The organism is Okeania sp. SIO3I5 (genome assembly GCF_010672085.1).
Lineage (GTDB): Bacteria > Cyanobacteriota > Cyanobacteriia > Cyanobacteriales > Microcoleaceae > Trichodesmium.
Map to the genome: position 1 here is coordinate 22,464 of NZ_JAAHHT010000052.1, position 23,654 is coordinate 46,117.

16 protein-coding genes are annotated in these 23,654 nt (G+C 35.4%); 8 read left to right on the forward strand and 8 right to left on the reverse strand.

The features are described from left to right. Window positions 1–796: 796 nt before the first annotated feature. The 4 genes from F6K40_RS14475 to F6K40_RS14490 form a co-directional block, all read right to left on the reverse strand. Window positions 797–1,036 (reverse strand): hypothetical protein, encoded by a 240-nt coding sequence (locus F6K40_RS14475; RefSeq protein WP_293136962.1) that lies wholly within the window; start codon window positions 1,034–1,036, stop codon window positions 797–799. Window positions 1,037–1,685: 649 nt separating this feature from the next. Further along, window positions 1,686–1,835, reverse strand: a complete 150-nt coding sequence (locus tag F6K40_RS14480; RefSeq protein ID WP_293136963.1) for a hypothetical protein — start codon at window positions 1,833–1,835, stop codon at window positions 1,686–1,688. Between the two features lie 679 nt (window positions 1,836–2,514). Continuing rightward, complete coding sequence (locus F6K40_RS14485) at window positions 2,515–3,855, reverse strand: reverse transcriptase N-terminal domain-containing protein (protein ID WP_293136964.1); 1,341 nt, start codon at window positions 3,853–3,855, stop codon at window positions 2,515–2,517. Window positions 3,856–4,703: 848 nt separating this feature from the next. After that, on the reverse strand, window positions 4,704–4,964 hold the full coding sequence (locus tag F6K40_RS14490) for a hypothetical protein (RefSeq protein ID WP_124147250.1): 261 nt from the start codon (window positions 4,962–4,964) through the stop codon (window positions 4,704–4,706). A 2,410-nt stretch (window positions 4,965–7,374) separates the two neighbouring features. On the opposite strand from F6K40_RS14490, the gene F6K40_RS14495 reads away from it, so the two are divergent. The 5 genes from F6K40_RS14495 (at window position 7,375) to F6K40_RS40860 (ending at window position 11,136) form a co-directional block, all read left to right on the forward strand. Continuing rightward, window positions 7,375–8,412 carry a sirohydrochlorin chelatase gene (locus F6K40_RS14495; protein ID WP_293136967.1) on the forward strand — a complete coding sequence of 346 codons (1,038 nt, stop codon included), beginning with the start codon at window positions 7,375–7,377 and terminating at the stop codon, window positions 8,410–8,412. A gap of 389 nt (window positions 8,413–8,801) precedes the next feature. Next, complete coding sequence (locus tag F6K40_RS14500; RefSeq protein ID WP_293136969.1) at window positions 8,802–9,980, forward strand: hypothetical protein; 1,179 nt, start codon at window positions 8,802–8,804, stop codon at window positions 9,978–9,980. A 122-nt stretch (window positions 9,981–10,102) separates the two neighbouring features. After that, a complete protein-coding gene (locus tag F6K40_RS14505) occupies window positions 10,103–10,387 on the forward strand; it encodes a DUF29 family protein (RefSeq protein ID WP_293136971.1) in 285 nt (94 codons plus the stop codon). A gap of 288 nt (window positions 10,388–10,675) precedes the next feature. Further along, window positions 10,676–10,855 (forward strand): hypothetical protein, encoded by a 180-nt coding sequence (locus F6K40_RS40855; protein ID WP_365671456.1) that lies wholly within the window; start codon window positions 10,676–10,678, stop codon window positions 10,853–10,855. A gap of 158 nt (window positions 10,856–11,013) precedes the next feature. Beyond that, window positions 11,014–11,136, forward strand: a complete 123-nt coding sequence (locus tag F6K40_RS40860) for a hypothetical protein (protein ID WP_365671458.1) — start codon at window positions 11,014–11,016, stop codon at window positions 11,134–11,136. A gap of 1,220 nt (window positions 11,137–12,356) precedes the next feature. Here F6K40_RS40860 and topA read toward each other — a convergent pair. Continuing rightward, a complete protein-coding gene (gene topA, locus F6K40_RS14515; protein WP_293136973.1) occupies window positions 12,357–14,981 on the reverse strand; it encodes a type I DNA topoisomerase in 2,625 nt (874 codons plus the stop codon). Between the two features lie 156 nt (window positions 14,982–15,137). After that, window positions 15,138–17,033: a group II intron reverse transcriptase/maturase gene (gene ltrA / locus F6K40_RS14520; RefSeq protein WP_293136975.1), complete on the reverse strand. Its 1,896-nt coding sequence runs from the start codon at window positions 17,031–17,033 to the stop codon at window positions 15,138–15,140. Between the two features lie 1,427 nt (window positions 17,034–18,460). Here ltrA and F6K40_RS14525 point away from each other — a divergent pair. Further along, window positions 18,461–18,991, forward strand: a complete 531-nt coding sequence (locus tag F6K40_RS14525; RefSeq protein WP_293136977.1) for a DNA-binding protein — start codon at window positions 18,461–18,463, stop codon at window positions 18,989–18,991. A 517-nt stretch (window positions 18,992–19,508) separates the two neighbouring features. Beyond that, a complete protein-coding gene (gene psb32, locus F6K40_RS14530) occupies window positions 19,509–20,225 on the forward strand; it encodes a photosystem II repair protein Psb32 (RefSeq protein WP_293136979.1) in 717 nt (238 codons plus the stop codon). Window positions 20,226–20,277: 52 nt separating this feature from the next. Here the strand turns inward: psb32 and F6K40_RS14535 are convergent, their stop codons facing one another. Together F6K40_RS14535 and F6K40_RS14540 are read right to left on the reverse strand one after the other, a co-directional pair. Beyond that, window positions 20,278–20,661, reverse strand: a complete 384-nt coding sequence (locus tag F6K40_RS14535; protein WP_293136981.1) for a DUF4346 domain-containing protein — start codon at window positions 20,659–20,661, stop codon at window positions 20,278–20,280. A gap of 687 nt (window positions 20,662–21,348) precedes the next feature. Continuing rightward, window positions 21,349–21,648: a DUF2103 domain-containing protein gene (locus tag F6K40_RS14540; protein WP_293136983.1), complete on the reverse strand. Its 300-nt coding sequence runs from the start codon at window positions 21,646–21,648 to the stop codon at window positions 21,349–21,351. Between the two features lie 864 nt (window positions 21,649–22,512). On the opposite strand from F6K40_RS14540, the gene F6K40_RS14545 reads away from it, so the two are divergent. Beyond that, complete coding sequence (locus tag F6K40_RS14545; protein WP_293136985.1) at window positions 22,513–22,833, forward strand: DUF760 domain-containing protein; 321 nt, start codon at window positions 22,513–22,515, stop codon at window positions 22,831–22,833. The last annotated feature ends 821 nt before the right edge of the window (window positions 22,834–23,654 follow it).

Here is a 23,654-nt window from a genome sequence, read left to right on the forward strand (position 1 = left end):
ATATAGATAGTCGAAAATTTATCAGAGACTTTTTCCAGATATCTCCTCTACCCAGAAGTAAGTAGATATTTTCTGAAGTAGAGCGATCGCCTCTTACTCCTCCTCAACTTTTTACCAGCTTTTCTCAGAGATAAAAATTTCACTTCTATATATAGGTAGCCGAAAATTTTTCAGAGACTTTTCCCAGATATCTGCTCTTTCTAGAGATAAGTAGATATTTTTTAAAGAGGAGCGATCGCCTCTTGTCTCCCCTCAACTTTTTGCCAGTTCTCTGAGGAAATGAAAATTTCACTTCTATATATAGGTAGCCGAAAATTTTTCAGAGACTTTTCCCAGATATCTGCTCTTTCTAGAGATAAGTAGATATTTTTTAAAGAGGAGCGATCGTCTCTTGTCTCCCCTCAACTTTTTGCCAGTTTTCTGAGGAGGTGAAAATTTCACTTATCTATATAGATAGCCGAAAATTTTTCAGAGACTTTTCCCAGATATCTGCTCTTTCTAGAGATAAGTAGATATTTTTTAAAGAGGAGCGATCGTCTCTTGTCTCCCCTCAACTTTTTGCCAGTTTTCTGAGGAGGTGAAAATTTCACTTATCTATATAGATAGCCGAAAATTTTTCAGAGACTTTTCCCAGATATCTGCTCTTTCTAGAGATAAATAGATATTTTCTGAAGTGGAGCGATCGTCTCTTGTCTCCCCTCAACTTTTTGCCAGTTTTCTGAGGAGGTGAAAATTTCACTTATCTATATAGATAGCCGAAAATTTTTCAGAGACTTTTCCCAGATATCTCCTCTACCTAGAAGGAAGTAGATATTTTTTGAAGTGGAGCGATCGCCTCTTGTCTCCCCCCGACTTTTTGCCAGTTCTCTGAGGAGATAAAAATTATATATATAGATAGCCGAAAATTTGCCAGAGAATTTCCCAGATATCTGCTGTTTCTACAGATAAGTAGATATTTTATGAAGTTGAGGAAATCCCTCTTGCCTCCTCTCGACTTTTTGCCATTTTTCTGAGGAAGTAAAAATTTCACTTTCATATATAGGCAGTAGAAAATTTCTCAGAGACTTTTCCCAGATATCTCCTCTACCTAGAAGGAAATAGATATTTTATGAAGTTGAGGAAATCCCTCTTGTCTCCCCCCGACTTTTTGGCAGTTCTCTGAGGAGATAAAAATTTCACTCTTATATATATAGATAGCCGAAAATTTGCCAGAGAATTTCCCAGATATCTGCTGTTTCTAGAGATAAGTAGATATTTTATATAGTCTTTATATTAGATTTAACTCTGGAGAGTAAAGTCGTTGAAATAAAAAAATTATATTGTCAGGAATTGACATATTTAAACATTGAAGTAGAGGTCAATTATCTAATTGAATAATATACAAATAATAGGGATATTTTTCCGCAAATATCTCCAAATATTTTTCCGTAGATACCCCATATAAATGACTAAATTCATAGAAAAAACAATCTCAGTGTTTGGGGTTATATCAAACCATAAATCCATAAATAATTAAACAACCATTCCTGTTTTCCTTGCTTGTTTAATACCCATTCCTGTTAATAATCTACCTGTAATAGTTTTGATTCCAATTCTTATTTTCCTACGGAATGCTACGCAAACATCTTCACACCAGTATCTAACTTGATAATATATTAACTCTTGTTTTTCCTTAGAACAAAGTTCTATTGATAATTATCCAAACATAATATAAGCGATCGCTCCTCAACTAACGAAGATAAGCGATCGCCCTTCTTAAAATCCCTAATTAAAAAGGAAATTATGGGTAAAATTAATCCACCCTTTCTAATTGCCAGAGAAGTTAAACTAAGCAATTCTATCACCAGAACTACTCGTCTTCAAAACCGGACATGAGACTTTCACCTCATCCGGCTCCTCAGCGATTTGGTCCTAATTAAAAGAGTACCTCTGCTGCTATTATTAGCAGTTTTCATATCATAGTAATGTCCATAAATTGCAGTGAGCACCTTGTATTTTTTAGGACTTAAACAGAAACCAAATAGATCCACTAAATTTCGTGAAAGCGAAAAATAATAATCAGAACAATAAACCCGGTTTCTTATTTAGTTAAGTAAGTCCTATTTTTATCTTTTGAGTGAGTTGAATATTTAGTACCCTTTGTTTGCTCCATTGACATCCTCCCGACACTGCTCTAGGAGACAGCGGGGGATTCCCATCTATCATTCAAACAGACTGTAGTGGCGATTCGCGAATCGTCCCTACACTGAAGGACTCAGGGCGGTTTGACACCTCACTGGAAAATGCTGGCTTACCAGTCTAACGCTTCCTCCGTGTCCGATAAATAATCGACCAGTGCCCCTCGGCGACTTGATTTACTTGATTAAAAAGCGATATTACTTGATTAAAAAGCGATATTAGTTTCAACCTTGGTTTTTGGTTGAGTAACATTAGCATTTTAACATACTTATCTGTAAAACCGCAAGATTGATTGGTTTTCCCATAAGATGCTCCCATACGGGAGAGCGCGGGTCTTCAACCAAAGTTTTGATAAATCCAGTTGGCGTGCCTCAATAGTCTAACTTGATTACCATACTTGTCACCAGTAGAAAATACCCTCTTCTTTTCCCCTCTAGTTTGCCAATATCTTTGGCAAATCCAACGATTATTTTTATTTGGGTGTCTTCTTTTTGCCCAACTCCAGAGTTTTTGGAATATCAAACTATCCAAATCCTGGAAAATTTTCTGATTCACCACTCCTGAGTAATAATTTACCCAAATTTTAATCAAAGAGTTAAGTTTTCTAATTAAGGCAACTTGTGGTGCAGACTTATGTCGATCTATCACCTCAGAAATTTGAGAATAATGACTTCTGATACTCTCCAAACTTGGTTTAATATTCGTTTTAAAACCTAGCTTACTTTGATTTTTACTCACCTCATATTGTCTAATATTAAATCCCAAAAAATCAAAACCAAGTTCTTCTTCACCACATATATATAATGTGTGAGAAATTCTAATTTGACTTGGTTTTAATTCCAGAAATAACTCAGATAAAAACCCTGTAATTATATCTTGGCATTTTTGAACTACCTCAATATCTTCGTGAGCGATCGCCAAGTCACCTGCATAACGAATCAAACTTAAACCTTGACATTTTTCATTAAATGTTTCAGCGTAATGTTTGATTTGTGCTTCTATTTCATAGAAAACTATATTTGCCAGTAGTGGAAAAATTAATTCTTGTCTTAGGAACAACTCTTTTCCATCCATCAGACCATCCTTTAACCAAACTCGAATTTGTTTACCTAAGTTTGGATAAGTATCTAATTGTTTTAAAAATTGTTCATAGTCGAGACAGTCAAAGCATTTAGTTATGTCAGCTTTAAGTACATATTTAGGCTGAAACTTAACACAATTAACAATTGCTTTTATAGCATCCCGACATGATTCCCCTAGTCTAAACCCGTAACCATAAAGTTCAAACTTAGCTTCCCATTGTTTTTCTAGAGCTATCTTGACAAGTATTTGCAAAGCAAAGTCTTCAAAAGAGCTTTTTATAGGTTTAACCTTGCTATTTAGTTTTAATCCTTTAGCCAAGGCAAAACATTTTTCTGGAGACAATGATTGAACATCAATTATTCCTGCTGTTTTCTCACCCTGGTTACTTTGACTAACCCTACGCACCGCCAATAACCTTCCATACCAGGATTTTATCAACGTTTTTTGGAGCTTACGAACTGCAATAACATCACCACGTTGAGAGGCCATGTAGATTCTTTTCCGTAACTTGAAGACCCGACGCTCAACTTTTAACCAGTTAATCTCGCGCCATTCCTTCCATTCCCCCGTAGTCTTTAAACTCGTATTAGACATCTATATTACTTACTCAAACTCTACATTCCAAATCACCGTGTGTCCGTCTGCATATCCCATTAAATTAACTAACGGGCCTTTGCTTCTGACACAATCCCTCCCAATCAAACATACGGTTAGCACCTACTTTTCAGTTAACAGTTATCAGTTATCAGTTATCAGCTTTTTCAGTTATTAGTTATCAGTACCTCTTACTTTTAGATAGAGTAGACAGAGGCTTATGAAACTCTCAGGTCTCTCAAATATAGTCAAAAGAAGAATTTAACTTCTGACTCCTGACTCCTGACTCCTGACTCCTGACTCCTGACTCCTGATTTCTATTCAAGAGTTTTTCATGGGTTACTTCGTTCCAAATGACCTTATTTATATACCTTTAGGATGATGCTTTACGCCGGGTTTACGGGAAGTGCTTGTTAGTCGAACCAAATCTCGCTAACTCCCTATCCTTTGCCTTTTGGCCCCAGTGTCACAGCTTATTTCACTGGCTGAACGTGACGACGCTTCACTCACATCTTCGCACTATAGCTATCCAATGGGTATTTTGCTCAATGGAAACCAACTTAAGCTGCTAGTTTTACCACCTTTTCACCCCGCTTTACGGATTGATGGCTAGTCGCTACCGTAGGGGTGATGCTGTCAACCCTGCACCTGGGTGGAAGGAATCTCACCTCCAAGGTCATTTAGTTATAAGGCTAATGGCCTTACTCTGCTCACATTTTGGCACTATAGCACTACCTGCAAGTCAAAATTCAAAATTCAAAATTCAAAATTCAAAAATAATCTCTGACTAAGTTTGAGGATTTATAAATGTCCTAACCTATTTTCGTAGCGCTATATGACCCTAACTTTTAGCAGAAACGAATCGCACTTTGGTTCCCTTCACGACGGACTCTAGATACAACCCAGTTGCGCCATACCCAATGATCTCCACGGCTAGTAACTGCACTGGCATTGATATCCATTAAATCTGCCAGTTCAGAGCTAGTAATCAGATAGCCTTTACTGGCCACTTCATCAGCTATGTGCAAAGTTTCAATTAAGTTACGCAGTTGCCCAACTCTTTGCTCCCTGGGCATATTTTCTAGTAATTCGTTGGTTGTGTCATTCATAGTAATTTTCAGATTATATGGTTAGATACTACGGCTTATGATTCTATCGTTTTATCACAAATCTTGCTTAATTGGTTTTGTATATTATGGGCTAACTCTGGTTGAGAATTGCCGTTAGAAGTGAAAGATTGTTTTCTCCTCATACATTTTTTTAAGCTTAAGAGTGGTTGAGATAGAGTATAAATTTATGTCTATAAATACAAGATGATTGTTCCTTTAAATTTATAAATATTAAGGTAAGTGCTATAGATTTTTACTTCTATATATCGTGTAGAACTTTATTTTGCTGTAAATATGTCCACATTTTTGTATTTACTCTATTTTGTAGATATTCTCTACAGGTCTTGAGAGTCAAAGGATGTTTGGCCTTTATTTGTTAGTTTCCCTAACTACAGCTAAAATGTCTGATTTAGATGGAGACTGCACTCAACAACTTTGTTCAAAAAAGTATTGTAAAGTTTTGCCGAATCAATAGAAAGATCTAGAGAAAGATCTAGAAATCTATCAACTTTTATCCATCTTTGACAAAGAAAAGGTTTATTAGATATAATAGTGCCTTACGGGTGTAAAACATAAACTTGCCAACAGCCATTGACCTAATTTTAAATGGGTGAAAATCCTTTCTAGCGGAGGAAGACATAAGTCTATAGCCTCCCTCGTAGTTAAACCTATAAATCTAGAAAAGCAGAAGTAAAATTAGCGAGGTAATAACATTCGGCAGATCGTAAAGTAGTCCCAAACCCTATTAGCAATGGGATAGAGGGTGTTGTAGTTCATCCAAGATTAATTAATTTGGTCTGAACTGAATATTAGAATATTTTTCTATATATTTAGAAACTATAGTTACACTAAAATCGTCGGCAAAATAATTCATTAAGATATTTCCAATCTACGGCTCCACCTAAGCTAAGACCTATTCAAAATGCCTCTTAGGAAGTCAGAAGTTCAGAATTAATAAGGGTTTTCCTTTTAATGAGGCACACATAAAATCATACTAAATCTCAAAAATCTTGCTATATCTGATTGGGTGGAGAAGTGTGGGAAGAAAAAGAGGTACGGAAAGGTAGAAAGATTTTGCAATGATACTTATCTAGAACATTTTTTCATACTGGAGCCGAAGAGATTTGATATTAAAAGTAGTAATAATAATTAATTACTGACCGACCAATAATTTAATTATCAAAAACATACTTTAAATCTTGGTAACTATTTGACTGTTGGAGTATCACATTAAGATATATAAATTGGTATTAGTTGTTTAAAGGTATTATAGATTACTAAATAGCAATAAAATTAGTATAATAGTATTTCATAAAATTTATATTTTCTTGAATGAGTAGATATATGGATAACGGAGAGTAAAAACTATCTGTTAAATACTTGAAAAAAATTAATTTAGAACAGTTTTGATTGATATAAATTACCGAAAAATCAAGGTTTAAAGCCTCTTCTTTCAAGGATAAAAAAGCGGTCGTTTCGGCTGTCGCCGACATGAAAAGCGGAGCTTCCCGAAGGGTGGGATGGCGAGGTCTCCTTCCCTCCGGGACGCTACGCGTTTTCCTGACGGAATGCTCCGCAAACATGTCGCGTAGCGTTAACGTAGTTTTGCGCTAGCTAAACGCCATATCCAATCGACTAAGAGAAGAAAAAAATTTCCTTTTTAACCAATCCTATTCTTTTCAAGAAGAGGTAATCATTAATAATTAACAATTAATAATTAACAATTAATAATTAATAATTAATAATTGAAAAGAGATGTATTTTTGACGAATTCGATAAGTTATGAAGTAACAATGACTAAGAAGTTATTCCCATACGACTCCTGAGTCCTGTACGTCGCCAATCCAACGACTCCCCTACCTGAAGACTAAAAAATCCCCTAACTATTTGTAGCAAACATTTATCAAACTGATATTAGATAGAATCCGGTTATACAGTATATGTTGATAATTCTATAATTTTCAGTATTCAATCTCCCCTACTCCCCTACTCCCCTACTCCCAACTATACAATAACTATTCAACCGGATTTGATATTACTACTCCCTCCGACTTCCGACCTAAAAATTAGGAATGTACATACCTCACGCTTTTTGCAAATTGCTATAAAAGTTTAATACTATACTAATGATTGAGGATTGTTATATGAGCTAAAATAACAAAAATCAAGTCAAATAGAAGAAATTTCGTAGCAATTTTTGGCAACAATAATTTATGTTGCATATTTTACTGATAAATGAGGGAAACTATGGTGAAATTCCAAGGCTGTGCGGCAACTGTAAATCGATAAAAATAGCAAAGAGAAAAAATTAATAACTACTTGCTAATTCAAAAAAATATTGATGAGCCAGAACACCTAATTATCAGTTGTAAACCCTAATTTTCTGCCTGACACAGGAAAAGTATAATTAATGAAATATTCAACTAAAAACTCAGAAATAAAAACACAAGAAAATCTAACTTCAACAACAGAAAAAAGTCATTTATATACAAACTATAACTTACAGCCATTACCCCTACAAAGACCTTTGTTGTTGATAGGTCATGGTACAAGAGATGCTGAAGGAAAACAAACTTTCTTAGACTTTGTTGCAGCTTATCAAAATTTAGATAAATCTCGACCTGTAATACCTTGTTTTTTGGAATTAACAGGACCAACTATTCAAGAGGGAGTAGATAAATGTGTAGAACAAGGTTACACAGAATTATCTGCTTTGCCAATTTTGTTATTTGCAGCTCGCCACAATAAATTTGATATTACTAATGAATTAGACCGAGCAAAGCAACGACATCCTCAAATAAAATTCTATTATGGGCGACATTTTGGTATTACTCCAAAAATTATAGAATTGTGGCGATCGCGTCTTACAAAATTAGACGAAACTAACTTTAAACGCTCCGAAACAGTCTTATTATTTGTAGGGCGAGGTTCGAGCGACCCCGATGCGAATGGAGATGTTTATAAACTAGCTCGAATGTTATGGGAAGGCAGTAATTATTTAACAGTTGAAGCCTGTTTTATTGGCATTACTCATCCTCGTTTAGAAGAAGGTTTTCGGCGAGCAAGGTTATATCAACCGAAGCGAATTATTGTTTTGCCATACTTTTTATTTACTGGAGTTTTAGTCAAGAAAATATTTGATATTACTGCTCAACAACAAGAACAATATCCAGATATTTCTATGACTTGTTTGCCAGAAATGGGAGCGCATCCAATATTATTAGAATTATTGCGAGAAAGAGAAATAGAGACACAATTAGCAGAAGTAAAAATGAACTGTGAAATGTGTAAGTTTCGGTTAGCTGTTGTTAGTAATGGAGAACATTCTCATAGTCATCACGAACATTTTCACTCCCATCATCATCATAGTCACAACCATAATCATTCTGTGGTTGATCCTTATGCTGAACCAGAACAATATCATCAACGTATTTGGCAAGTTCCTTAATGATAATAAAAGCTAACTACTGAATATTTACTTTTAACTATTGCTATTATTTTGAAGGGGGAATATTAGGATTAATATTTTAGGGAAAACATTAATATTCCCCTTGGTAATTTTAATTGGTATTAGCCAGACAAATATATTAGGAACCTCTTGTTAATTTTAATTGGTATTAGCCAGACAAATATATTAGGGACTTCCAAATCAAAAAATATACAATTACCCTGAATTTAGGTAGTATGGAGTAGGGAGTAGGAAAATTAGGCAGCGAAACTTTCCAGATTTAGTTTAAAAATTGGATAATTTATTTTTTTCTATTGCCTTATTTAATTTTTCTGGTTTGATAATCAATTAATCAAGATAAATTCAAAGTTTTATAGAGTAGTAGTGAAATGTCTTTTGATTCTACAAATCTCAACTTTTATAATGACAATTCATGGCTTAAAGTCAAGATATATCAGTTATTATGCTACTTATACCCCTACGATATTTCTCCAGTTCACGAACAGAGAAAATCATTGCTTGACTTAATCAAAATTTTTTTTGTTTATGTTGAATTTCAGGAAATTGCAGATAGATTAGGTATAGAAAAAGAATTTATAAAAAGACAGGAAAAATATAAACGCGATCCCTACAAAAGTATAACATTAGCAGATTTGTTACTTTTGCTTATTTCTGTTATTGTGGCTTTTATTCTTGCTCTATCATCTGCTCTTTTAATATTTTTTTCATACTCACTAATAAAAATTTTAATCCCTTTGATTCCAGAAAACACAACCTATGCTAATTTACTTTTTAATTCAATATCTTTGAGATTTTTAATATTATTGATATTTTTGATAATTACAGCAGTAATATACCCTGTATATTTTTTTATATATTATAAATATTTAGTCAGTTTTGCAAACAATATAAACTATACATATTTTACATCTATTGGTAGATTGTCTTTTATGATTATAATTACAATAATATATCTTTTAGTAGAATTAAATCATGCTCAAGCTTTAGAAGATATGAATTTAAGGATTAATATTCTTCAGCGTATGAAAAACTTAGTGCGACTTAATCGACTTTTATCAATAAAGATATCTAACCAAAATACAAGTTATCAAGAATGGATAAAAGAACATTTTAGAAAAATAGAGTTTTTTCTTTGGGAAAGAAGTCGATGGGCTATTGTTCCAATATCTTCTACTAGGGAAACCTTAGAAAAAGACTTTCGCTATTTGCTAAACATTTATTTAACAGGTAGATATGGTGATTTTGTGTGGTCAGGAGATATTCCAAACAACTTTAATTCAGGAAACAAAATAGAAGAAAAATCTAGCAAAGATAGTTTATTCAATAAAATTGTAAATTTTGTGCTAGCAATTACACCTCTGATTATATTGTTGATTTTATTTATATTGATTGAAATAGAAATTATAAAGAGTAGAGATATCCCACAAGATGTTATTTTTTTAATTGCTATATCTTGGCTTTTGCTTCTCATTGACAGAATTCTAAAACTGGGAATTATTGATTCGATAGTTAAGATTGCTCAAGGAATAAACGGTTTGAATAAGTAATTTAGTAATTTAGGAAATAGTATTTCCAAGATAATTTCATCAGCAGTAACCATATACTATCTCAAGATTTTTGATAAATTTAATGCTTATTATGATGGGGAAATTTCATATAAAAACAAACAATGATTCAGGAATTAGAAGATTTAAAAAATAGTATTTTAGAGCAACGCCACGAAGATCCTTTAGCTTTAATATATGAATTAGATGGAATGAGTCGGCAAACAAAAATTAATGCCATAGAATCTTTTGTAATTAGAATGTTAATACACCTGATTAAAAATCAATTAGAGCAAAGGTTAACAAATTCTTGGGCAGCTTCTATTCGTGGTTCACTAATAGAAATTAAAAAAATTAATCTTCAGGATCATCGAAAATCTTATTACATTCAGCAAAACCAATGGCAATAAATATTAGAATAAACGATATAAATTGCAAGCTGAAAACTTGCTAAAATTAACTTTTAATTACTCTAAAAAAGAATTACCAAAAGTTATTGATGATTTTTTAATTGAGTTACCTAGTGGGGAAGACTGGAGGCAGGGATAGGAGTGTGGGAAGTGTGGTTTGTGAGTTAATTAGCAAGTCTAAATATTACAATAGTAATAGCAATGATTCAGGAATTATAAGATTTAAAAAATAGTATTTTAGAACAACGCCACGAAGATCCTTTAGCTTTAATATATGAATTAGATGGAATGAGTCGGCAAACAAAAATTTATGCCATTGAATCTTTTGTAATTAGAATGTTAATACACCTGATTAAAAATCAATTAGAGCAAAGGTTAACAAATTCTTGGGCAGCTTCTATTCGTGGTTCACTAATAGAAATTAAAAAAATCAATCTTCAGGATAATCTTCTATTCGTAGTTCACTAATAGAAATTAAAAAAATTAATCTTCAGGATAATCGAAAATCTTATTATATAAAGCAAGACCAATGGCAAACCATCTTAGAAGAAACGATAGAAATTGCAATTAGTGATGCTAGTGTAGAGGTATTTGATGGAACCTATACACCTTTTCAACTTTTAGATATGGTTGATAAAAATCAAGTAATAACAATAGCTCAAAATCTACTGGCACTCACTTATAACTACTCTAAAAAAGAATTACCTACAATAGTTAATAACTTTTTGACTGAGTTGCCTGGTGGATAAAATTGGAGATTAGGAAAATAATTAGGGTTTGCTAAATAATTAATAATTAATAATTAATAATGGCTTTGTTGCATGAAATTAGCCTTCTTAACATCCATTCTACAGATTAATCAATCTTTTTCGCGATTATTGATTTTCTATTTATTGCTCTGCTGATTAAATCTGAAAGTGTTTACATTCTCAAGCTTTTAACCTTTTTCAATATTGAAAAAGTGGGAGATTTTGAGTTGAAAAGGCTCAAAATGTTATTATTTTAGACCCATAGTTGGACAGAGAAATTGAGGAACAATTCTAACTCCTAGCTCCTCTGAATTCCTATTTCTACTGACTACTGACTACTACAAAGAGTAAAAATACTTTTTCAGCAAACCCTATTTATTTATTGTCCAATAGTTATTGCTCTGCTGAGAGAGCGTTTTTGCGCTCCGCAAAGCATTCTGAAGGAAAGTTATCTGGAGCGCAAAACGGCTAAGAGCTGACATAAAACGCAGAGCGACAGGTCAAGAGTCCCATTCCCTATATGAAAAGGCTCGCCTAGCGACAGCTTAATCACTCTCTTTCATGATTATTGATATCCTATTTACTATTGTCCAATAGTTATTGCTCTACCGATCGACTCTCAAAACCTTTACAGGCAAAAGTTTCAACCTTTTGATTTCAAAGATTTATGTTCTATTTATCTATTGTCCAATAGTTAGAGCAGTTTCAGCGCGTTATTGTTGTAGATATGGGTCCCAAGTGTGGCAGCTATATACTTTCGTGCAACAAAGCCATTAATAATTAGGGCTTGCTGATTAATTATCAAAGCATTTATAGGTAAAGATTTGAGCCTTTTTTGATTCCCAAAAAGTGCGCTTGTTTCAACTCTTCACGCTCAAAAAGTTAGTATTTTGGGCAAACTAAGGACAGAAAAATTGGTGGACAATTCTTACTTCTACTTCCTCTAAATTCCCTATTTCTCCTGTAGGGGCGAGCAAGCGAATCGCCCCTACTACTCCTGACTCCTGACTCCTACCCCTACTAAAAGACTTTATTCAGCAGAGCAATAATTAATAATTAGGGTTTGGAGACCAAACCCCTACAGTTTTTTTCACAAATCATTGCAGAAAAATCGTAAGAGTGATTTTTCCTCCTACCTCCTCTATGATTCCCATTTTTTCCGACTCCTGACTCCTGACTCCTGACTCCTGACTCCTACCCTAAACCCTAAACCCTAAACCCTAATTATCTTCCGCCTTTGACTTTGTAGACTTCCTACCACGACCAGACTTTTTACTACTAGCCTTAGCCTGCAAAAGTTCCAGAGCCTTCTCCAAAGTCACATCCTCAACAGACATATCCTTCGGCAAAGAAGCATTTACCTTACCATGCTTTACATAAGGTCCATAGCGACCATCATAAATACCCACTGCTTCCCCATCCTCAGGATGTTTACCCAAATCTTTCAGTGGAGGTGCAGCCTTAGCACTACCCCGTCTTGATTTTTTAGGTTGAGCCAATAACTCCAAAGCACGTTCCAAAGTAATAGTCACAGGATCATCCCCAGCTTTCAAAGAACGATAATCCTTACCACCCTCCTTTCCCTGGTCGTGAACAACGTAGGGACCAAAACGTCCCAAATTACTTTGAATTTTACAACCTGTTTCTGGGTGAACCCCCAAAGTACGAGGCAGAGATAATAACCCGATCGCCATATCCAAAGTTACATCCTCCATATTTACACCCTTCGGCAAAGAGGCTCGCTTTGGCTTCTTCTTACTACCTTCAGACTCATCACCCAACTGCACATAAGGACCATAACGACCAGTCATTATATAGATAGGTTTATCTTCTTCTGGATGGATTCCTAACTCCTCCGGACCTTCTGTTTTTTGCTTAAGAATTTTCTCTATTTGTTCTGGGTCTAAATCTGATGGGGTTAAATCTTCAGGAATAGAAGCTTTAACTATACCTTCATCATTTTCTGCCTCAATATAAGCACCAAACTTACCGACACAGATACGATAATTCATATCTGAATCAGTATTCAAATTTTCTAATTCAATAGTACGAGCTAACTTGGGGTCAATATACTCTTCCTGTTCCTTAATTTGAGTATCAAGCCCAGTTTCTCCAGAATAAAATTCTCGTAAATATGGCAACCATTGAGCTTCACCCGTAGAAATATCATCCAGAGTCTGTTCCATACGAGCCGTAAACTTAACATCCACAAATTCTGGAAAGTGCTTTTCCAATAGACTTGTCACGCCAAAAGCAGTAAAAGTAGGAATCAAAGCATTACTCTGAAGTTTGCCATAACCACGGTCAACAATAGTACCAATAACAGTAGCATAGGTACTCGGACGACCAATACCTTCACTTTCCAAAGTTTTTACCAGAGACGCTTCCGTAAACCTAGCAGGTGGCTGAGTTTCATGCCCCACTACATCTATTTCTGTGCAAGTAGGATGGTCTCCCTGTTTCAGAGGAGGCAAAGGTACTTCTTGATTTTCCAAAGCGGCCTCTGGGTCATCAGAACCTTCAACATAAGCCCGGAGGAACCCAGGAAAATCTATCCGTTTCCCATTAGAACGAAAACCTGCATCTTCCACTTGTAAATTAACCGTAATATGAGTTTGGCGAGAGTCAGCCATTTGACAAGCAACCGTTCTTTTCCATATCAAATCATAAAGAGCAAATTCTTGATCCTTCAATCCTGTTTCCTGGGGAGTGCGGAAAGTTTTACCCGCAGGACGAATAGCTTCGTGAGCCTCCTGAGCCCCTTTACTTTTAGTAGTGTATTGTCTAGGTTCAGGACTTAGATATTCCGAGCCATACATTTTCTCAACACAACTCCGAGCAGCAGCGATCGCTTCATCGGACAAATGTACTGAGTCAGTCCGCATATAGGTAATAAAACCCTGTTCATATAAACTTTGGGCAGTCCGCATAGTTTGCCTAGCACCCATTCGTAATTTGCGGTTAGATTCCTGTTGTAAAGTAGAAGTAGTAAAAGGTGGAGATGGTTTACGTCTAACAGCCCGTTCATCAACACTATTAACAGTCCAAGGTTTATCTTCTAGTCGTTCTTTGAGAGCTTCTGCCTGAGCTTCATCTAACAAAATAACATTACGACCCTCAGCTATTTTGCCCGTATTTTCATCAAAGTCACTACCAGTAGCTATTTTTGTACCCCCAAGGGTGACAAGTTTAGACTCAAAGGGAGTTTTTTCTTGTTCTAAACTGGCCTTTAAATCCCAATAACCCCCTTGTTTAAAAGCCTGACGTTGACGTTCTCGCTGAACTAATAGTCTGACTGCTACTGACTGTACTCTACCTGCAGAAAGACCCCAGGCAATTTTTTTCCAAAGTACAGGAGAGAGAGTATAACCATAGAGTCGGTCTAAAATCCGACGAGTTTCTTGCGCCCTAACTAACTGTTCATCTATATTTCGACAATTTGCAATTGCCTTGCGGATAGCTTCAGGAGTAATTTCATGGAATACCATCCGTTTAGTAGGAACTTTCGGCTTTAGTAGTTGCAATAAATGCCAACTTATGCTTTCCCCTTCCCGGTCTTCATCTGTAGCCAATACTAATTCATCAGCTTCTTTCAGAGCATCTTTAAGTTCTTTAACAGTTTTCTTTTTGTCTTTAGGGACAACATAGATTGGTTCAAAATCGGATTCTACATTTACACCTAGATGTGCCCACTTTTCTCCTTTGAATTTTTCTGGTATTTCCTCGGCAGAAGGTGGTAGGTCACGGACGTGACCCATGGATGCCTCCACGCGGTAGTCGGAGGGTAGATAATTGCGAATAGTACGGGCTTTAGTCGGAGATTCAACAATAACAAGAGTTGACATAAGACCTTATATTAGGATTATACAAACTGCAATTTTTGTATGTTAGATAGATAAATAGTTCAGGGGGGCGAGTTGTTAAACTAAGCCAGTTTGTTACCAAACTGACTCGTCTTCAGAACCGGACGTGAGACTTTCACCTCATCAACGGCTCCTATCCTAAACGTCCTTTGTCATAGGTACATCCTGTTTCAGAGTTAACATATCGTCAATCCATACATAATTATCAGGTAAATCCTGGGGTTTAAATTTTGGATATGTCCTTTTGTCTTTCGCAGTTTTCGTGTCGTGGCAATGTCGGTGCAACAGTTGTTTGTTCTTTAGTGTGTTGTCACCACCAAATGACCGTGGTTTTATATGGTCTACTGACCTAAGGTCTGTCGGTCTAAAGGTTAGTCCGCAAAATGCGCATTTATTCTTTTGTCGCTTTAAGAGCGTTGTGACTTCTTTCCTTACGCCTGGATATTTACCGATTCTATTGCTCCAATAAGTCCAGTTGCCGTCATAGGGGGATTTATTACCTTTAACTTTGATGTGCCTTATAATAGGTACATCTGAGTGTAGGTTTAGTATATATCCATTGTCGTTAAGTTCCCATTTTCTGGTATTCTTAATTGTGGGGAAATACTTTTTCTTTACCCATTTAGCCGATTTATTTGGATGCTTTCTACTTGCCCATCTCCATAATCTCTTATATAAAAGCATATCCAACTTACTGAATATCTTTTTACTTACTACAGTGGAAAAGTAGTTAGCCCATCCCCTAATTACCGGATTTAATTTAGCTATTAGAGCCTTTGTAGAGGCGGTTTTGTTTTTATTACATATATCCGCCAATTTCCGATAATGAGTCTTGATACTCTTAGAGGACGGTTTAATCAGCGTTTTAAATCCTTGTCCGGTTGACTTGGCCTCATATTGCCTAACATTAAATCCTAGAAAGTCAAATCCGGGTTTATTTCCTTCATATTCTTCCAAGGTGTGGGCAATTCTGGTTTTTTCAGGTTTTAGTTCTAATCCTACCTGGTTTAACCATTCCTGTATTACGGATTTTGCTTTTAACACTACTTTGATGTCTTCATGTAGGATAACAAAGTCGTCAGCATAGCGCACAAGGGATAATGCTTGTTTCTTATCACGCTTACTCCCTGGCAGGGTTTGCGCGAATTTATCTAAACACTTTTCCATACCGTGTAGGGCGATGTTTGCTAGTAAGGGTGATATGACCCCTCCCTGTGGTGTACCTTCCACAGTGTTTGAGAATTGTTTGTTGTCAAATACTCCAGACTTTAACCATTGTTTGATTAGTCGTCTGTAAGGTGATTGGCCAACTTTTCCCAACAGTGCCTCGTGGTTAATTCGGTCAAAACATTTTGATATATCAGCATCTAGCACATATTTTGGCTTTTTATTAATGCTGGCGTATATCGCTCCAACAGCATCATGTGTTGACCGCCCTGGTCTGAAACCATAGCTATTAGGTTCAAAGCGTGCCTCCCACTCTGGTTCCATACCCAACTTAACCAAGGCTTGTAAGGCTCTATCATACATAGTAGGTATGCCTAAAGGGCGTTTTTCATCCCTACCTGGTTTTGGTATCCAGACTCTACGGGTAGGACTTGCCTTGAGGTATCGCGTGTTTAATAAATCAACCAAGTTCAGTCTCTGCATTGGTGGTAAATTTTTAATACCATCCACACCAGCAGTTTTCTTACCCTGATTATCCTGAGTCACGCGCCTAACAGCTAGCAACCTTGCGTAATAACTTTTGGTCAGAAGTCTTTGGTATTTACGCATCTTACGGATTTCGCCACGGCTGGATGCTTTGTAAATTAACTTTTGCAACTTAAATACATTCTTCTCCACCCGTCTCCAGTTGATATCTCTCCATTTTAAATTTGGATTAATACTTACTGGATTTGGTATATCGTCTGTATCCCATGCCACGCTTAAAAAGCGAGTGCGTAATTCTGAGGTCTCCTCAGAATGTAAGACGCACTCAAGAGAGCGCTTTGGATTACCCAATCTTCTTTTTAGTGTTTTAGCTTTATTCATCGCTAATTATTACTTTACATTACGTCTAACAGTGGGTACGTCAGCAATGAATAATGAATAATGAACCATGAATAATTATTAGAGTTTAGGGAAAACTAAGCAATTCAGATACTGAATATTTACTCTTATTCGTCCGCTCTTAATTATTAATTATTAATTATTAATTATTAATTAGTATGCTTCTTACCCAATCCTACTCTCCCTAAGACCTGCAACCATAGTGCAGATTGACCTTGAATGGCTTGCCTTCGATTCGACCTATATTCTTGGGTGTCTTAGAGAGGTTTCCTCGTTCTCTTATTCCTTTATTACGGCTGATTTAGTGGGGTAAAATCTCCCGAAGGGTTCGGTATGGTTGTTGACAACCTCATATAGATAGGTTATCCATTGACCCTCTGACTTTCGTCCTACATCCCACAGTTACCTTTGGGATGGCTTACAATTACGAGAGTTTTATTACCTTCCTCTTCGTCCACTTGTCAGCCTTTGCTTGCGGTATCGTTCCTGGTAACTGGTATTGTCCCGCTTTTAAACCAGCTTCGGAGATTGATGTTCAGTCGCTACTCCGTGGTCTATGCTGTCAACCCAACAACAGGGCGGGTGGAATTTCACCACCAAGGTAATAAGAGTTTTCCGGTAGCCAGATGTTTAACCTCCTTTAAGATTAGCTACGGAAGGCCAGATATGCCTGCCTTTCAGCAGTTTTGACTAACCAACGAGTCGCACCTATATATTTGTAATGATATCTATGCTTTACAGCATAGAGTTTTTTTATTTCAGCCAATCTTAATTTTTTCTTTTTGACAAAATCTATGTTTGATGGACATTAACTTTATAGCTATCCTTATTAAGATTTGCTAGCATAATCAATCTTTAATGTCAATAGTATGGAAATATTGTTGCTCAAATCAAAATTTAGGAATATATTTATGGATATAATAGACGCAACTATTAACCAAAAATTGTTAAACCTATCCATTTCCTTGATTTTTGAGATTTTGAACGTTTCCTGCGGAATGCTGCGTAAACAAAAATAGTCCTAAATCTGGTATAATATAGGAAACGGTGCCTTTTGGAAACAGTTCGGTAGATTTTAGCTGCCAGGCGAAGTGAGCTAGGATACCAGCACTACTATCAGTGAAAACAATTCTTCTGTTATCACTCGTAGAAGAAAGGTAATAACACCCTAGTCCTTTAAGGATTAGCTTTGCTAGACTAGGCGAACAGCCTTTACCGTTATGGTAATGCCATACTATTATCAGGGATATTCAGTGATGAATAGATTTGATAAGGTTAAATGTTGCACTACTTTAACTATCTTAAAATTTTAAAAAAATATTTTTGCTTGAATGACAAAAATATTTTTTTAATTTTTGATTACACACTTTGTTATAATAGAGATATAAAAAAACTCAGACGTTATAGTTATGACTATCTCATATGTAAGTACAACAGAAGCGGCTTTTTTGTTAAATATTTCCACAGGTAGATTAAGAACCCTACTGAATCAAGACCGCGTTCGAGGCGCTCGTAAAATCAAAAGACTTTGGAAAATTCCGCTCAACCATCGAGGAATGCCAGGCATTAAACCAGGTCGTCGCGGTCCTCAAGGAACTTGGAATACATTTCAACGGGAAGCTAAGACTATAGTTCATGTTCTGCGAAAGACTATTGACTATAACCGAGACAATGGAACTTCTTATCCAGCAGTAGCCGTAAAAGTAGGCGGTAAAAAAGATTATTGCCACGCTTTGAAAATTCATGGTTTTTGTCAAATCGTTTATCAACCCCATCAACCGAATAAAAGTCAAGCCGGGGGTGCCCGTCTGTGGATTGAAGTGGAACCTGGAAATAGAGTAGAACGAGTATACTTCAGTGATGGAGATTATGGTCCGCCACCAGAAGTGGTTCAGCAACGAGTCAAAAATAAAAAGCAAAGGTCAAAGATTAAAGGTTAGGATAAACACCGAGGAAAATGCTGTCTAAAACTTAACAGTTAGCTTGGAAAAAATAATTAGAGTAACAGTGCTTTTGTTCTGTTCTATCTTGAGCTGCCTATAAATCAATACAGTTCAGTTAAGTTTTTTTTGCAGTTTTGTAATTTCAAAGACTCATCTACATAATTCTACAGCTTATGAGTTTTAGTCTTATAGACATAGGCGTGAAAAAGATATAGACTTTTTGTAAAAGCAGGGAACAGGGAATAGGGAACACTTAACTGGGAAGATATTTTTACTGAAAAGGTACGGAAAATGATGTTTTGAGTAAATTTTACAACTCTAGTTTATAGTAAAAAAAGTGCAAATTTATTTTCAGGAGATGTCTTATATGAACCGTATTGTTCTATATCTATAATGATCAAGTAAATCAAGTCTAGTAAAGTTTCCATATTTTCATAAACCATAGATTGATAGTGGCAAAAAGCCGTCACTCTATAAAAAAATTACATTTCACTAAAAGATGCAGATAATAATCATGATAAAACTATTCAATCTTAAAAATCTTCAAACTTTAATAGTATCTCTACTATTACTAATTTTGGCCACTATCATCCCAGTATCCTCTACATTTGCAACTGGAGTTTATCAAATGCCCAGTCTAGTGGCAGGCGATCGTACATTTATTGTTGATGATGCAGATATTCTCAGTCGGGTTACCAAAAGTAAACTAAACAAGACTTTAGAAAATTTGGTTAATTTGACTGGGAATGAAGTTAGATTCGTTACTATCCGTCGCCTAGATTATGGTGAGACTATCGATAGTTTTACTGAAAAATTATTTGACAAATGGTTCCCCACTCCAGAAGCAAAAACTCATCAAACTTTATTGGTACTAGATACTCTCACCAATAATGATGCAATTCGTATCGGTGATGCAGTTAAAGAGCTTATGTCTAATGAGATTACTCAGAGTTTAGTTGATGAAACTATTCAAGTACCTATTAAAGATGGCAATAAATATAATCAAGCTTTCTTGGCAGCTAGCGATCGCCTAACTGCTGTATTATCTGGAGAACCCGATCCAGGTCCTCCGGAAGTTAAAGATGAGCTTTCAGCACAAGTAGCAGCTACTTTTAAATCAGCAGAGGAAACTGACGATCAAAGTGCAACTATTTTAGTGGTTGTATTATTAGTTATTGCTACAATTGTACCCATGGCTACTTATTTCTGGTATCAAAGCTTTTCTGGCTAGTAATTCAAGAAAATAGCATAAATTTTATTTCTAGTTCCATTTGTTAATTGAATTAATCTTGAATATATTCTTTGCCATTTAATAAGGCAATTTCAGCACGTACAAATTCCCGTCCTAAATAAGCAGCATGATCTAACATTGTGACGTGACAAGGATGGGTTTCTTCAAATATTTTGACACACATTTCTTTGGCGGTTCTCGCAGTAAATGTTGTAGTTTCCTGACGTTCTACTTTACCTTTAGCAGGAATAGGTTTTCCTGTTTCTGGATCGATAGCTAAACCTCGGTCATCAATAATATTAGTAAAGTGTTTTGCAAAAATAAGACCTGCTTCTGGGTCAATAAAAATAATAAAATAACCATTAGGATCAAGGTCTATGTGACGTTTAGAAAGCTTTTCATCAATTGTGGTTAGTTCTTCAAATGTGATATTCATAGTTCAAATAAAGAAATTGCCTGTATTTTATTCTACATTTTTCTTGGTTGTTTAACTGACATATTGTATCTGAAAATTTCTACATAAGCATTCAGCGGTCAGCTATCAGCTATCAGCTTCATTACCCTTAAAAGAGGAAAAAGCAGTTGATATGTTTCAAAGAATTAAAAGTTACTGTAAAAGTCTATCAGCTAATCTTAATAAGTCTAGTCTATCGAACCAAATTGTTTATTAAAAAGCTGAGAGCTGACTGCTAATAGCTGAATGCTTACAATAGTTAAATGAGAGAAATTAACCTTATAAGCATTCAGCGGAGAGAAATCAATTTTTGTCCTTTTTGGTCAATCCTCCCCCTAAAATGGAGAAGTAATTATTAATTAGGGCTTGCTGATTAAATATCAAAGAATTTACAGATAAAGGTTTTAGGCTTTTTAGAGTGAAAAAAAGGTGCGACTTTTTAAGCTTGAGTAAGCAAAAAATTTGGGACAGTGGCAGAATAATTGCAGAAAAATCAAGGGATAAAATATCTAACTACCTTCTCTAAATTCCCAGTTTCTCCTGACTCCTGACTCCTGACTTCTGACTCCTCCCGAAGCCACGCATACTTTTTCAGCAAGCCCTAATTATTAATTATTAATTATTAATTGCTGAAAAATACATCTACCAAAAATCGGACGAGAAGTATATTTACTTAGCTAAGACCTGAGCGATCGCCTCTTCTAAGTCTTCTTGACTTAAACTCGTTAACATAAACACTTCTTGAACAGTCTTTCCCTGTCTAGCGATAAGTTTAAAACCACCGCGAATAGGAACTGATATTTTTAGCTTCATCTGGGGAATATGACTTCTGGAGTTGCCTATTTCCCCTGGAGTAACAGTTTCAATACCCTGATGTTGGGTTAGTTTCTCTAAAATTGGGATTAAACCTTTGATATGGGTTGAATGATTCCAAACCAGACGACCTTTAGATTTAGATGATTTTTTCATGTTTATTTTCTCCTTCTCTACATACCCAGTCTACTTGAAGGGAAAGACTAGAGGAAAAAATGGCTTGTTACGGGAGTAAGGAAAAAAGAAAACCTAAGTTGGAATAAGGTCTAATATCGAATCTAGTAATATTGGTATAATTCATACTTAGTAAGGGTTTAGTGACTCAAGCTGAATCCTACGCTTAAGTTTTTACCTCTGGAATGAATATCCCAACTCTCAAGTAAGCGGACATAAATGATATGAAAGAAGGAAAAATCTTAAACATATAGTAGATATTTCCTCAGATTTTATAGGAGACTATACCAATGGACATGATATGAGCTGCCTTCAATAATTAATAATTAATAATTAATAATTAACAATTAACAATTAATAATTACCTCTTCTTTATTTATAAGAAGAGGATTGGTTTAAAAGGAATTTTTTTCTTCTCAAGGGAAGATTGGATATGCTTAGGTAACCTATCCATCCCAACCTAGGTCATGGTCTGCTTGCCGACCGCTTTTTTCTCCATGAATGGAGAGGCTTTATATAGCAATGAGCGCTGGTGTGTTTACATGGTACAAGCACTACATCAGTAGTATGCCTGAAAATGTTGATAATGGCAGTAGAATTTTACACTACATTAATTACAAGAGTAGTATGTAAATATGCAAGCGCTCATTGCTATACCTTAATTTTTAGGTAAAAAAGACATTGAAATAAGGTTTTTTAACTAGCTATAAACTAAAAAAATCTGTTTAGAGACTTTGTAGAAAAGTCCGTCTCTGAAAGTTCGGTTGCACTGACTGGAGTAGCCGGGAGATATCTTGTTAGTATGTAACTAATCTTAAATAACTCTACTTATCGGAGGTAAATATTATGAATAATCTTCCTGGCAATCCTTCTGAAAACTTTGCCAACAAATCAAATAGTAATAATTTACTGTGGCAATATGTTCAATCTATGAATCCAGAAACTGTTGCTCAACTTTCTAAACCAGATCCAGAAGTAGCTCAAATTATGGAACAAAATTTAAGAGGTATGTTGGGAAATTTACCACCAGAACATTTTTCTGTGGCGATAACTACTAACAGAGAAAACCTTGGTCAACTTCTGGCTTCTGCAATGATGAGCGGTTACTTTTTAAATCAAGCTAAACAAAGAATGGAACTTGACAAATCTCTTCATTCTTTACATTAAGGGTGAGGATAGATAAATCTTTACTTAATAGTGATGATTATCTCAATTTTAATTTTGGTATGAATAGAGACTTACTTAGTTGAAAACTTACCTCATAAAGCGTTATTATGTAATAATTTTTCAAAGTAAGAAAGTGTTCAATAATTAATAATTAATAATTACCTCTTCTGTAATAGAAGAATTGGTTAAAAGGAATTTTTTCTTCTCAAGGGAAGATTGGATATGGTGTTTTGCGTTCCGCAAAACTTTCCTAGGTCATGCGAGCAAACATTAATGCTTTGGGATATGAAAAGCGGAGCGACTCTGCAAAAGCGAGAAACTTCGCCATCTCACCCTTCGAGAAACTTTCCTTACCGAAATAATTAATAATTAAACAATTAAATAATTAGTGAATTCAGGTTTAAAGCCTCCCCAATAAAGCTATCCCTTATAAGGAACTTCTGAAAATCTTGTGGGGAGGGTGAGGAGGATGGGGAGGATGGGGAGGATGGGGAGGTGTGGGGAGTGTGGGGAGCAAGAATCTTCAAAAAAACATCTAAATTCAATACACTTTTCTGATGAAAAAGTCTCTTAAACGACTTATCCATAACTTCTCATTTTTGTCAATTTTTATGTTAAGAAAAATGTTTATAAAGCATAGCCAATAAAGGGGAAAAAAATAAGTTTTTTCCTTTTAGCCAATCCTCTCCCTAAAAGGGAGAGGTAATTATCCATTAATTAATGAAGGAATGCTATCGCAAAGGTTAACGACCGCTTTTCCTCCTGGAAAGGAGAGGCTTTAAACCTTCTTTTTTCGGTAAAAATCTTATTGGAGATTTCAA